The following is a 13,864-nucleotide window of genomic DNA, read 5'->3' as shown; positions in this document are numbered from 1 at the left end:
ATCACAGTGGGTGGATAGGTCTGCGCTTTTTTAAACTCGCGATTATAACTATGAGCGAAATCTGTACCTAAGCCCTAATCGAATAATGTTATTGACTACTTGAATGATGTAAAGCTCGGGATATTACTGTGTTTCTACCGCTTTAACCGTTAAGCGTTCTTGATTAGATAAACGGATTTGAATCCCGTCAACGGTGGTAATTCGCTGGTCTTCAATATCTTTTTTACGGACTTTGTAACTCGCTGACATCGCTTCAACAGGCGATGAAATTGTCACGTCAACTATGGTGTTATCATCATACCAACTCCACCCCCAATAGCTTGCTGAGGCTAGCATCGATACTGCAATCATAGTGTAAATAATTACCCGACTGAAAAAAGGTGAGCTTTGCATGTCTGCCATCACAGTGTTGCGATTCACATTACTGCCTCGACCACGGCGTAAATACACGATAGCACCAACGATCACTAATATTGTGACTAGAATTTTTGTTAGCACGATATCTTCCATTAATGATTAATTAACCATGATTATACTGCGCTTTGATTATTTTAACGTTATCTAGCACACATCATTTATGCTAATAGCTTATAAAAGCTACATAAGTAATTAGTATCACCATTGAGTATTAATGTTTCTGCAGGATATTGTCTTCAAAAAGGTTATCTCTCACGAGACAAATCGTAACATTATTTACAGGCCTTATTTACTAAAAAAAAGGAAAATAATATTTAATATCAAACTGAATTTTAAAACTATTAGTGTGATTTACTTCGGATATTTAAAAGTTATTCATGATTTACTTAATTAAATTTGTTAATCATCACATACAATTCATATTGAATGATTAATAATCATATTATTCGTTTTTCGACTGAATTTAATCTATCATCATGGCTGCAAAAAACATTATCAATGAAGAAGTAATCTATCCATCGGATTATAAAATTATTTCTACAACAGATTTAGACAGTATCATTACCCATGTTAATGATGACTTCATTACTGTTTGCGGTTATGAAAAAGAAGAACTTATCAATAAACCCCATAATGTGATTCGTCATCCTGATATGCCAAAAGCCGCATTTGCTAATTTGTGGGATACCATTAAGCAAGGGCAAAGCTGGATGGGGTTAGTAAAGAACCGTTGTAAAAGTGGCAAATATTATTGGGTAAATGCCTATGTTACCCCCATTAAGCGCAACGGTAAAATTGTCGAATATCAGTCAGTTAGAACCCAGCCTGAAGTTGAGCTCACTGACCGTGCTCAAGCTTGTTACGATGCCGTCAATGCAGGTAAAGCTGCCAAACCAAAGTTTGGCGCTAGCATTATTACTAAGCTATTTTTGGCCTGGTTGCTGTCTGTGGGGTTATTATTGTCATTACCTTACTCTAGTGCTTTCCTTACGATCCTGACATTTATTGTCGCCATCATATGTTTTTGTCGCCCGCTTTATGTGCTTAAGCAGCGCTTTGATAATATGCTTAAGCTAAGTAAGAAAGTACATGATAATCCATTAAATCAATTTGTTTACACTGGTTATGTCGATGAGCTTTCTCACTTAGAGTTAAGCCTGCGAATGCAAAAGGCTGAGACACTTGCTGTTGTTGGACGTATTAAAGACAGTGGCGAGGAGCTTCAACAAGGTTTAGAAGAACATCAACAACAAAACCAAGCTAATCAAACTCAATTGGTAGAGCAATCGCAGAACCTTGAACAAGTTGTTAGCGCAATCGGGCAAATGAGTACATCTGTTACTGAAATAGCCCGAAATACCACTAATTCAACGACGGAAATCCACCAACTAGTTGAACAAATGCAAGCTACTAAAGTGGCATTAGTTAACAGCCAAACTGCCACCACCGAAATTAATAAATTATTAGAAGAATCTCGTGTTGCTATTTCTGCTTTAAATCAACAATGTCAAAATGTGAATAAAGTCGTTGATGTTATCGAAAGTATTGCTGATCAAACAAACTTGCTAGCGCTCAATGCAGCCATTGAAGCCGCTCGTGCTGGAGAGACTGGCAGGGGATTTGCTGTAGTTGCTGATGAAGTGCGTAATTTGGCCAGCCGCTCAGCCGCCTCTGCTCATGAAATACACGCTATTATAAATACACTTAGCCGAACGACAGCAGAGGCTGTTGTACAAATGGAACAAAGTCATTCGTTAACAAGTAAGAGTTTTGATTCCAGTAAAATGCTCGAACAAAGCCTCTATTCTGTTAGTGAAGTGATGATGATTATCGAAAGTAATGGGCAACAAATTTCTGTTGCTGCTGAAGAGCAAGCCGCTGTTGTTAATCAAATTCATGACAATGCTATGGTACTACAAGATGGTATTAATCAATTTGAAAAAAATTGCCACAAGGCTTCAATACATGGCCAAGAGATTAGCGCCCAAGGTATTCGTCAAACTGAATTGGTATCGCAGTTTAATTAGACGATTAATGATTAACGTTAACCCTTGATATTGATTGGCGACTCCTCGAGTCTGAATTCTTGCTATCCCATCCATAGTCAGTTTCGTTGGCTATGGATAATACATTATTATGTTATACCCCTCTTTAATTGTAGATACTTCATCGCGTTATAATAGATTTTGAGATATGAGGTGTCACACACGCAGAAAATGATATCTGGATGCGTTCAACATTGAAACCGTTAAACTGGTCTCTGAGTATGGTTATAAAATCGTAAATGTTACCGATAGATAAGGTGGCACCTCCAACAGTTTGCACTACTGGATTAACAAGTTTGATAAGCCAGAAAGACAACACATCACCATTGATAATCAATAAGACGAAATACTTGGAACCCAACGTAGTGGTTCCTATGTCTGTTCAAATTAGTGTAGCTTGGTAAAAGAGTACAACCTTGAGCCAGTATGAGCCGAAGAGTCAACAGCCATGATAATGCTGTGGCGGTGAGTTTCCTCTTGCTTCTGAAAAAGGCTGGGTTAAGTTAAAAGTTCATGAAACCAGAAATGAAGCACGCTCAGAAATATTTAACTCATGTGAGCTCGGAATAAGAGATGATAGTACAATTATAAAGATCATTTCTATAATCAAGTACCGCATCATAGTCATAATAACGGATTGTCTGCGATCAAGTTCGAGAAGTGATATTGGAAAACCTAAAAAGTATCTAGCAAGCTGGTGCCTACCGTAAAGTAAAAAATACCACTCGCTTTTAAGCGAGTGGTATTAGGTTTATATTAACTTTTTTCTATTTGATGGAATTAATCTTTTTTGTCACCATCACTGTCGCTATCACTGTCGCTATCACTGTCGCTATCACTGTCGCTATTAATATCACTCAGTAATTTAAACGCTTCAAGACGTTTTTCACCAGCCACTAATTTTTCACGTTCTTCATCTGTGAATACACCAGGAGTTGGGAAGTCGTCTGTATGACAGCTAGAACATGCATTTGGCATAATATCGAATTTAACACAGCCAACAACATTAATTGGGTAATTGAAGTTGTCGTAGCATAACTCTTTAATCGCCTGAATACTTTCCCAATCTTTCGTTAATTGTGCATCAGGATCTGCACCAGCTTCAGTATAAGGACGTAGTTCGTCAAATCCTTTTAATGAGTCAGTTGGTGTTAATAAATCCCAAGAATGTGATCTACCATCATAACGATGTCCACGGCCACCAGCATGTTTATTCCATGGCATATGGCAATCTGCACATTTCACATCTGCTAAAGTATGTGATGTTAGTTTGTGTGCACTACTGTCTTTTTCAGCATGACAGCTTATACACAGTAGATCTGTATCATCTTCTCCACCAAACTTGATTTCTTGTGAGTGAGGATCATGACAAGTCACACAAGACATTCCATATTTGCCATGTTTTGACTCTGCAAGCTCTAAACCATGAGTTCTAATATGACGTCTGATTGTGGTTCCAGGCCAATAACTCACATTATCAGAAGATGAACCTTGGAATTCATCAATATTGTCACCAGGATTAGGGAACATACCGTGGCCTAATGGATTGTCAGCATTAAACTTGTAACCATAACCTTTTTGGATTGCCGCAGGACTATTTAGAGATATTGGTGCTATATGGCATACATTACATTCATCTCCTGCTTGGTCACCAGTAAGATCTTTTGTTGGTTGAATAATGTCATCAGGGCTCATAGTACGAGCATGTTCTGCTCCTGGGCCATGACATTTTTCACAAGCAATACCAAACTCTACCGTTTTACTCGTATTATCAATTGGAATGACACGATTGCCAAATACGGTATCTTTAATTTCCCAGCTTGTGACTTCATAACCTGTGGTATGACACTCTATACACAAGTTAGTAAAACCAAATGCACGTTTACTTAGCTCAAGTTTGTCGCCAGTAAATAAACTGCCATCGGAATTGAAGAAGAAAATACCGCTGGTTAAAGGGGTCCATTGGTTATCTGGAGAGGGTTCTTTAGGATTACTAGCTTCCCAATCCCAATAAATGAATGGCATAGTAATATAGTTTTGATTGGCTTCGTCCCAGCTTAAAAACATTTGTGTCGCTTTATATCCAACAGCATCAATTTGAAAACTAAGATCGTTGCTACTGTCCACAGCATCATGAATAGTCACCCAATATTTTTCGTCCTTCATGAACGAGGTGTATTGGTGTTTTCCGCTATCTGTAAATGTTAATGGTTCAGTTTCTGTTCCCCAAGGTGCAGTTATAGTATTGCCATCCATATATAGCTTTCTAAGCATTGTGGCATGGCGAGAACCTTTCCAATCATTATATTTATCTTGGTGACATGTCGCACAGGTTTCTGCTCCAGCGTATTCACCGCGACTAATTACCGCATTTTCATCGGCTTTATCTAAAATGGTAATCGTGATAGTTGATGATGCTTCCAATGAACCATCGCTAATAGTGTAGTTAAATGTTTTATCACCTACCTCATCAATTGGGGCGGTATAACTGATAATGTCACCGCTAATAACTAAACCTTCAGCCGAGACAATTGATAATGCATCGTTTTCAGGGTCAGTATCGTTATCAAGTACATCAATAGTAATTGTTTCGCCTTGAGTGACAGTGGCTAAATCTGGGAATGCTTGAGGACTTTTATTTTCCGTAGGAGTGGTAGGAGTGGTTGGTTCGATAACAGCTGTATCGCTATCACTATCAGAACCACATGCTGATAATATGAGGCATATTGTGGTAGTTAGCAATATAGGTTTAAATCGTTTATTCATCATTGTTCATCCTAAAGTTTATCCTTTGATATTATTTACTTAACGTAAACCCGCCTATGAATAAGAATTTATATTCAAGGTGTTATAAATATCGAATGATTTCTTTTTAAATGTTTATATTTGTTTTCGCTATGATTATATATGTGCTCTGTTTATTTAATTAGACTTTTTATAAGCATAAACTCTCCTAGTTAATAAATTATTATTTCGTAACTTCAATTAAATGACTCATAAATTAAGTGTCTTGGTTTTATATTGTTTATTACCTTAAATTAAATTAACGAAATGTTAACCTAATTTTTTACCGATTGCTCCAAAATTGTAGAGTGGAATACCTAATTAGTGATAGGTGTCAATTTTATCTATTGGAATGAGCGTTCAAACAAGAAGATATGTGTAAGAATTTAAGCTGTTTAAGTTGTTTAAGCTGTTGCTAATAAAGTGATTGGTTTATAATAATATTAGATATTAGATTTTTAAGTTAGCTGATTAATTTGACTTAGCACACAGTTAACTCATCCCTTGAATGATAAGTTTACTCGAAGAGTTTTCTTTAAATTAACAACATTCTTAAATTTACGAGGTTCTATGGCCGCGGGGCGCAAAAAAGAGTTTGATGAAGCAGCTGTTTTAGATTCTGCCATGAAAGTATTTTGGCAAAAAGGTTATGTAGGTACCTCTATGAGTGACCTAACTGAAAGCATGGGGATCAAAAAACAAAGCTTATACAATGCTTTTATTAATAAAGAACAACTATTCATTAAAGCTACGGATTTATACCTCAACAATAGAGACGCTAATAATTTCAGTTTGCTTTATCAGGAAAATATTTCTTTAAGTGAAAGAATGAGGAATTGTATGATGTCAATTCTCATTCGCCAATGTGATTCTATTGAACACAAAGGTTGCTTTGTCACATTATGCCAATCTGATCTGGATAGTGACAATATGCCTGCAGAAGCAACACAGAAGTTGATTGATTCAGATAATGACATTCTAAATATGTGGGTAGATCTGTTTTTAACGGATCCAGAATCAATTGCATTAGGTCTTAATAAACGGGCTAATGAGTGTTCAATGTGCATTTTTACAACCCTAAAAGGGACGGCTTGCATGTCTAGAATCAATACCCCTTCAACTGATCTTACTTGTGTTATAGAAAATTGTCTGAAAAATATAGGGTTACATTAAGACATTGGATTATTAAGGTCAGACTCTCACTATATATTAATTTTTTTGTTCGTTAATGGTACTCCTGATTTTGTACTAATTCTGAGTTTGGATAACAAAAAATACCTATTCAAATTCACTCAATTTCGTTAATGATTTTATGTAACTGCTTTTTATCTCTACCTATATAAAAGCCCGATATTTTTGAACTCATAAATTTAGAGCCCTTACACCAGCTTATGGCTGTTCCATAACCAACAAGTCAGTGCAATGTATCTATTACCCTGAATTAATTAGAACATCACTATCGGTCGATGAAAAGCTAAAGCCTTTTGTCGCACTCGCCAACTGACGATTAAGATCTTAACTATTAATAACTTGAGTATTTACTGACCTCATAGTACCTAATGTTACATTCTTAACCTGTTAGCGGTTTGCACTTGTTTTTAGCAGATCCCTACGGGCAGCGTTTGTTGTTCATTTCTACTGCGTTATCGGCTGCTAATGTAGAATAATTACACTACAAAGCCTCTGCCTTTAGCTCATGTTTAAGTCAGGAACAACAATTTGCTGCAAAAACGACCTTGAAAGATCAACCGGGCCTAATTATTATCACTGAATGAATGTCATTATTTTATGTTATTAATTCTATTATTAATTAACTCTGTTAAAAGCTTTTGTTGTTTATCTTCGCCACAAAATTTTGCATAACCTAATCCATATCCATGCGGGTTTATTTGTGTTGGTAGCTCTACCACTCGATAGCAGTAATCACCTTGTTTCACAATCCGATTAGGGTCCAATTTATGGTTAAATGTATGAGGTTGGCTTATATCAACTTCTGGTGATAACACAATAAAATCTAATTGGGGGTCCATCTCACTCATGGTTCCAGCTGGTTTATTTTGTAATGCGGTTTGTGAATCGAAGAGCAGTTCTAATTGATCGTTATTGTGTTGTTGGATGAATTTTGTTGATGCTTGTTGAATTGATTGTGACGTGGAAATCGACTTTTTAATGTTAGGTTTGGCATTTAGTTTAGTACTTAATTCAGCGTTGTTAAGTTGATGCGGTTTATCTTTGTTTACATTTTTTACAGGCTTAAGCTGATTTTTGTTAGAGATAATTGGTTTGTTAACGGTTTTTATTGTCGTTTGCGAGGTGACTATTTGTGATGGTATTTTTGGCACAACTAACACTGATGAGTCGTGGTTAGCTATAGAGGAAGGATTGTTTAATTTCTCATATTTATCTCGTATCGATTGGTATTGTTTCGCTGTGATTAGGTAACTTTTAATCATCTCTGATTTAGGTGAGCTAATAAAATTGGCTTTTCTTTGAGACGTGTCTTGATACCAAAACCATGCTATCGCTAAAATGAGCACTGCATGGATGATGAATGCGATCATAATAGGCTTAATAAAATGAGCACCATCAGGATTACTCGTTAAGATACGAGTGTGCTGGACATCCCTGAATGTTGTTATTATTTCCAATGACTTATCCCATTTTGTTACTGCACTTCAGCACTGTATTATCACATAATCATCAACAGTCTCTTTTTGGATTGTTAATAGAAAGTAAAGTTCAGTTTTATGCTTGAACAATTGATTTTTCAGGAATTAAGTTGAGGATTTTCATTGTGTAAGGGGGTCTTTGTACTCGAAATATGACGCATTAATATTGGTGTTTTTCAAGACAGTTATCGTCAGTTTATATACGCAGTATGACTATCTACTAAGCCTATATTTCAAAAGGCATAATCGATTTTATCGAAAGAAAATCATACTATTATGCAATATTTATTTCGTTAACTGGCTGCTATTATTCAAAGATTACTGTTTTCATCGTCGAGGTTTTCATGAAAGTACTACAGCGTTTTAGTGCGTTAGCCGCGATGAACCACGATGGTGTGAATATCAATCGTATTGCCGATTTTGACCAGCTCCGTTTTGACCCTTACTTAATGATTGATGAAATTAAATTGGATCACCAACAGGATTTCATCGCTGGTTTTGCACCCCATCCTCATAGGGGGTTAGAAACATTTACTTATATTGCTGAAGGTAGCTTTGAGCATAGGGATCAATTAGGTAATGTAAAAGCCATTCATGCCGGTGATGTGCAATGGATGAGTTCGGGTAGCGGTATAGAACATTCTGAAATGCCATTAACGAATGCCAAAAAAGGACTACATGGGTTCCAAATTTGGCTCAATATGCCCGCTAAAGATAAAATGCGCCCAGCTATTTATCAAGATGCGAGCAAACAGGTTAATCCGAGTATAGATAATGAACACGGTGCAACACTTGTTGCATTGGCGGGGAGTTGGGGGTTCAATCAACAACCCCACAAGATAACCTCAAGTATTCAAGGTTTAGCTGGCCATGGGGCTATTGCTGATTTAACGTTAGCTAAGTATGGTCACGGCACGCTTAATTTAGCAGAGCACCAAACAGTGTGTGTTTATATTTATCGTGGAGAACTGCATTATATTGATGCTCTAGGTTTACGAGAAACAGCGGGTGCTGGGCAACTTTTGATTTTAGATCCAAATGACGTGAGCCACTTTCAAACGGAATCGACAGGGGCAGGATTATTGTTGCTTGTAGGTACACCGATTAATGAAAAAATTGTGCGTAAAGGGCCGTTTGTGATGAATACCCAAGCGGAGATTGAACAAGCCGTTGATGATTATCAGCAAGTTCGCTTTGATAAAATAGGGTAATTTTGGAATTAAAATAACCATTATTTGAAAGAAAGATTTGTCAGCGTACAATGAATAAAATTGCTACAATACTCCACATATGGCCAAGGGTAATATTGATACGTTGATATTTGATACGTAGATATTAATAACCTTGGCTAATTTGTTTGTGCAGCACTAGTCTGCTTTTTTAGCTTTCGATATCAGAGGATATTCGCCTTGAGTCAGTCAACTGAACAGGCCGTTAACACGGCTTTCGCATCACTAAATTTAAAACCTGAATTGCTTGAAAACCTCCAAACCATGGGTTTTGAATCGATGACTCAGATCCAAGCCGAAAGCTTACCGCCAATTTTGGCTGGTGAAGATGTTATTGGTCAAGCCATGACTGGTTCAGGTAAAACCGCTGCTTTTGGTTTAGGGCTGCTGAATAAGCTGGATGTAAAACGTTTTCGCATTCAAACCATGGTGTTATGCCCAACACGTGAATTGGCTGATCAAGTAGCGAAAGACATTCGTACCTTGGCCCGTGGTATTCACAACGTTAAAGTACTAACACTTTGTGGCGGTGTACCTATGGGACCGCAAGTTGGCTCATTAGAACACGGCGCTCATATCATTGTTGGTACGCCGGGTCGTATTGTTGATCATTTAGATCGTAATCGTTTAGACTTAAGTAACATGAATATGCTTATTTTAGATGAAGCAGACCGCATGTTAGAAATGGGCTTTCAACAGCACATTGACCAAATTATTGCCGCTGCACCTCGTGAGCGTCAAACGCTATTGTTTAGTGCTACGTTTCCAGATCAAATTCAAGCGATTGCCGATCAAATTCTGTATAAACCGGTAATGGTTAAAGTTGAAGCTAAGCACGATAACCTAACTATCGATCAACATTTTTACCGTATTGAAGATAACCAAGGCCGTCTTGAAGCATTACGTTTATTGTTATTGGATAAACAGCCAGAAAGTTCGGTAGTGTTTTGTAATACCAAGCGTGAAACCCAACAAGTGGCAGACTCATTACATGAGTTTGGCTTTAGTGTATTAGCATTACACGGTGATTTAGAACAACGCGATCGCGATCAAATGTTATTGCAGTTTGCAAACCGTAGTGCGCGTATTTTAGTCGCAACCGATGTCGCCGCGCGTGGTTTAGATATTGATGAGTTAGATGCGGTTTTTAATTATCATATTGCCCATGACACTGAAGTCCATATTCACCGTATTGGCCGTACTGGTCGTGCCGGCAGTTCTGGCGCCGCTTACACTTTCTTTGGTGAAGAAGACGGTTACAAAATGGCGATGATTGAAGAAGCCATGAATAAAGATGTGGTGAGCGAACCTTTACCACCAATGAGTGCACTGAATAAACAACCGCTGGCCGCTGAAATGACCACGATTCAAATAGAGGGTGGTAAAAAGCAAAAAATCCGTCCTGGTGATATTGTCGGTGCATTAACGGGGGGTAATGGTTTAGATTTTAACGATATTGGTAAAATAAAAGTGACTGATTTTCGCGCTTACGTTGCAGTAAAAAGCAATGTATCTAAACAAGCGATGAATATCATCAGTAAAGGTAAGCTAAAAGGTCGTAATTACCGCGCTTGGTTTATGTAACTTTTTAAATTCCCGAGTTCAGGTTAAATAGTAAGAAAAAACCGGTGAACAATGTTCACCGGTTTTTTTATGCTTTATCGCGAGCTAGTGTTATGAATAATTAGCTTTTAACTTTAGCGTTAGCATAAGGATTATTGCTATTTGTTGACGTAACTGGCGCAGTACCACTTCGACGTGGTGGACGATTACGTTGTGGTGGTTTATTACCATTTGCACGCGCTTCTGCCTTAGGATCTGCTGGCTTATCACTTCCACGAGATTGCTGACGAGAGTCATATTTACGTGCCGGCTTATCACCTTGAGCACCATCGTTAGCATTCTGTTGAGCATGTTTACTGCGGTTCGGATTTGGTTTTTTAGCACCATTGCCGCCAGATCTGCTACTCGCTTCAGGGATAGTAAACGGCGCTTCAAACCCCGCTAGTTGTTTACGCTCAATGGTTCGGTTAATTAAACGCTCAATATCATGTAACAACTTAACTTCTTCTAGACCAACGAGAGATACCGCTTGGCCTGTTGAACCTGCACGGCCAGTACGGCCAATACGATGCACATAATCTTCAGGTACGTTAGGCAAGTCAAAGTTAACAACATAAGGTAGTTGATCGATGTCGATACCGCGTGCGGCAATATCCGTTGCGACCATGACTTGTACTGCACCCGCTTTAAAATCGGCCAATGCTTTGGTTCGTGCTGTTTGGCTTTTATTACCATGAATGGCTGCGGCTTTGATACCAGCGGCTTCTAAGCTTTTCGCTAAACGGTTTGCACCATGTTTGGTACGAGAAAATACTAACACTTGTTTCCAATCATTGGTTTTAATCAGTTCGATTAGCGCCATTGATTTACGTGTTTTATCCAAAGGATACACACATTGGGTCACAGTGTTTGCTGTTGCGTTACGTGGTGTGACTGAAATTTCAACCGGATTATTAACTAACCCTTTAGCAAGTTCACGAATTTCATTTGAAAAAGTTGCTGAAAACATTAAGTTTTGGCGCTTAGCAGGTAACATTGCTAATACTTTTTTAATGTCGCGAATAAAACCCATATCGAGCATGCGGTCTGCTTCGTCTAATACTAATATTTCTAATTTATTGAAGCTAAGTGCTTTTTGTTGGCATAAGTCGAGTAAACGACCTGGAGTGGCGACCAAAATGTCGACTCCGTTTCTCAACGCTGCGAGTTGCGGCACGATAGAAACACCACCAAATACCACTGCTGATTTTAACGGTAAGTTGATACCGTAAGTTGCAACGCTTTGTTGTACTTGTGCGGCAAGTTCTCGTGTAGGCGTTAACACTAATGCACGGACTTGACCACGTTGAGCGCGCTCACCTTTAGATAATAATTCTAAAATTGGTAGGGTAAAACCGGCTGTCTTCCCAGTTCCCGTTTGTGCAGCAGCCATGACATCTTGACCGGCTAAAACCGCTGGAATTGCTTGTGCTTGAATTGGAGATGGGGTGTCGTAACCTTGTTTTTCAACCGCTTTTAAAATAGCAGCATTCAGACCAAGTGAGGAAAAACTCATAGAAAAATCTCTTTGGGCAACGCATTGTTGCTTTGAATAAAAGGTAGCCAGATAACGGCGGGCGTGAAGCTTACCTGAAAACCGCTATAAGTGCTATCAAATCCCTGTGGGAGCAACGATATTTCCGTTGAGCTTGTTATTAATAACGCGACGTTTTGTGGTGTAAAAAGCTAAAGGGTTAACCCTGAATGATGGATTTGAATGAAATCGTGTTAATCTTGAGACTTGAATCAGTGCTAAAAGTCTACTTATTACATACAATAAAATGACAATCCGTTTTCTATCTAAATATTCAGCTACTTAGCTGTGTATATTTAACAAAAGGTGTCACTTACTGATGAAAATAACGGCACAAACACACATAGAGAAAATGGCGTATGAGCTGCGAGATCATGCTCATGCCGTGATCAAAAATGTGTTGTTAATGTCGAATATTTCTACTTTGTCACTTCAACTCGCTATGCGAGAGCTTGCGCAACACAGTCGAGTTGCTCTGCATTTTCATCCAGATAGAATTGATAGTCGTGGTTTAACCGTGGTTAATGGTCTATTGCGCGATGGTGTATATAAAAGTCAGTTTGAAACCCATGTGTCGAATGGGCACTTGTCGCCAGAGTTAGGTGGCTCGCGTGATCATTTCGAAAATAAGCTGTTTGGTAATACGTATTCGGGGATTAAACATCGTCCTAAATATGGTGCACTGGATTTTGGTTTGTGTTCGTTAGGGCCTGCACCAAGATTTGGCAGTTGTTACTTTATCACTCACCCTCAAATATTGTCTCGCTGCACTTTCAGCTATATGGATTCATATCGACAGCCCAAAGAAAAGGGCACGATTAAATGTTTTGATGCCATTTTAGCGGCATTATTAAGTGAAAGTTTTGAGCGTCAATATGCGTTGGGTATTCCAGGGCTTAAACCGAATAAGTTAATTGAACATTTTAGCCAACATTTAACCGATGATATCAGTAGCCGTTTTGACACGGCGCCAAGTGGTAATTTAGATCATTACATTGAAGCGCAAATACATGGTGATGTGTCGCTCGATCAAGATGTTGCTATGTTAGTTGCGGATCCATCATTTAAAGGTAATGCCATTGGCGATTCATTCATCGCCTTGTGTGACGAATATAGCATTGAGTTGCATTGGCATCAGGGACGTCAAATTAATGTTTCACAAGTGCCAGATGATTTTCGTGGGCCAACGATGCCGACTTTGGCACAAAGTATTGCTGAAAATGAATTTATCAATGCTGAAATTATCGGCCGCGCGGCGTATCATTTACAACAACAGCCTGCTTCGTGGAGTGAGCGTGGTACCCACGCGAAAAAGCTGCAAGATCTAAAATTACTCTGGCACGTATTGGTTAAATACGGCGAGAGTACCGCCCCATAAAGATTAACTGACAATAGTTTTTTTCTTTTACTCTGTCTGATTTTTTTGGTGGTTAGTGTCTTAGTATTTAATCTCGGCTTAAATAATCAATTTCATCGGGCCGTTAAATCATCACAGTGGCATTGAATACCAACAAACATATTTTTACTCAATGGACTCTTTAAATAAGGCTTAATTAGTAAAATGTGAATCAGTTAACATTTACA

At 38.3% G+C, this 13,864-nt stretch carries 9 protein-coding genes and 1 pseudogene; 6 read left to right on the top strand and 4 right to left on the bottom strand.

Annotated features, from left to right (window positions below):
- Positions 1 to 123: 123 nt before the first annotated feature.
- The gene (locus FCN25_RS06190; protein ID WP_137222961.1) at positions 124 to 498 is read right to left on the bottom strand and encodes a hypothetical protein; all 375 of its coding nucleotides are present in this window, start codon (positions 496 to 498) and stop codon (positions 124 to 126) included.
- A 395-nt stretch (positions 499 to 893) separates the two neighbouring features.
- Between FCN25_RS06190 and FCN25_RS06185 the strand changes: the two genes are divergently transcribed.
- Positions 894 to 2,444 (top strand): PAS domain-containing methyl-accepting chemotaxis protein, encoded by a 1,551-nt coding sequence (locus FCN25_RS06185; protein ID WP_137222958.1) that lies wholly within the window; start codon positions 894 to 896, stop codon positions 2,442 to 2,444.
- Positions 2,445 to 2,640: 196 nt separating this feature from the next.
- Positions 2,641 to 3,126, top strand: a pseudogene (locus tag FCN25_RS06180) (hypothetical protein).
- A gap of 116 nt (positions 3,127 to 3,242) precedes the next feature.
- Here the strand turns inward: FCN25_RS06180 and FCN25_RS06175 are convergent.
- Positions 3,243 to 5,231 (bottom strand): multiheme c-type cytochrome, encoded by a 1,989-nt coding sequence (locus FCN25_RS06175; RefSeq protein WP_137222956.1) that lies wholly within the window; start codon positions 5,229 to 5,231, stop codon positions 3,243 to 3,245.
- Between the two features lie 585 nt (positions 5,232 to 5,816).
- On the opposite strand from FCN25_RS06175, the gene FCN25_RS06170 reads away from it, so the two are divergent.
- A complete protein-coding gene (locus tag FCN25_RS06170; protein ID WP_137222954.1) occupies positions 5,817 to 6,419 on the top strand; it encodes a TetR/AcrR family transcriptional regulator in 603 nt (200 codons plus the stop codon).
- A gap of 608 nt (positions 6,420 to 7,027) precedes the next feature.
- Here the strand turns inward: FCN25_RS06170 and FCN25_RS06165 are convergent.
- Positions 7,028 to 7,894 (bottom strand): hypothetical protein, encoded by an 867-nt coding sequence (locus tag FCN25_RS06165; RefSeq protein ID WP_137222952.1) that lies wholly within the window; start codon positions 7,892 to 7,894, stop codon positions 7,028 to 7,030.
- Positions 7,895 to 8,259: 365 nt separating this feature from the next.
- Between FCN25_RS06165 and FCN25_RS06160 the strand changes: the two genes are divergently transcribed.
- Positions 8,260 to 9,126, top strand: a complete 867-nt coding sequence (locus FCN25_RS06160) for a pirin family protein (protein ID WP_137222950.1) — start codon at positions 8,260 to 8,262, stop codon at positions 9,124 to 9,126.
- A 198-nt stretch (positions 9,127 to 9,324) separates the two neighbouring features.
- Positions 9,325 to 10,728, top strand: a complete 1,404-nt coding sequence (gene dbpA / locus FCN25_RS06155) for an ATP-dependent RNA helicase DbpA (RefSeq protein ID WP_137222948.1) — start codon at positions 9,325 to 9,327, stop codon at positions 10,726 to 10,728.
- Between the two features lie 100 nt (positions 10,729 to 10,828).
- Here the strand turns inward: dbpA and FCN25_RS06150 are convergent, their stop codons facing one another.
- Positions 10,829 to 12,262 (bottom strand): DEAD/DEAH box helicase, encoded by a 1,434-nt coding sequence (locus FCN25_RS06150; protein ID WP_137222946.1) that lies wholly within the window; start codon positions 12,260 to 12,262, stop codon positions 10,829 to 10,831.
- Positions 12,263 to 12,605: 343 nt separating this feature from the next.
- Between FCN25_RS06150 and FCN25_RS06145 the strand changes: the two genes are divergently transcribed.
- The gene (locus FCN25_RS06145) at positions 12,606 to 13,658 is read left to right on the top strand and encodes a DUF3626 domain-containing protein (protein WP_167496070.1); all 1,053 of its coding nucleotides are present in this window, start codon (positions 12,606 to 12,608) and stop codon (positions 13,656 to 13,658) included.
- The last annotated feature ends 206 nt before the right edge of the window (positions 13,659 to 13,864 follow it).

Source organism: Shewanella sp. MEBiC00475, from assembly GCF_005234075.1.
Lineage (GTDB): Bacteria > Pseudomonadota > Gammaproteobacteria > Enterobacterales > Shewanellaceae > Shewanella > Shewanella polaris.
The sequence above is the reverse complement of the archived record's forward strand: the minus strand, read 5'-3'. Positions and strand labels throughout refer to the sequence as shown.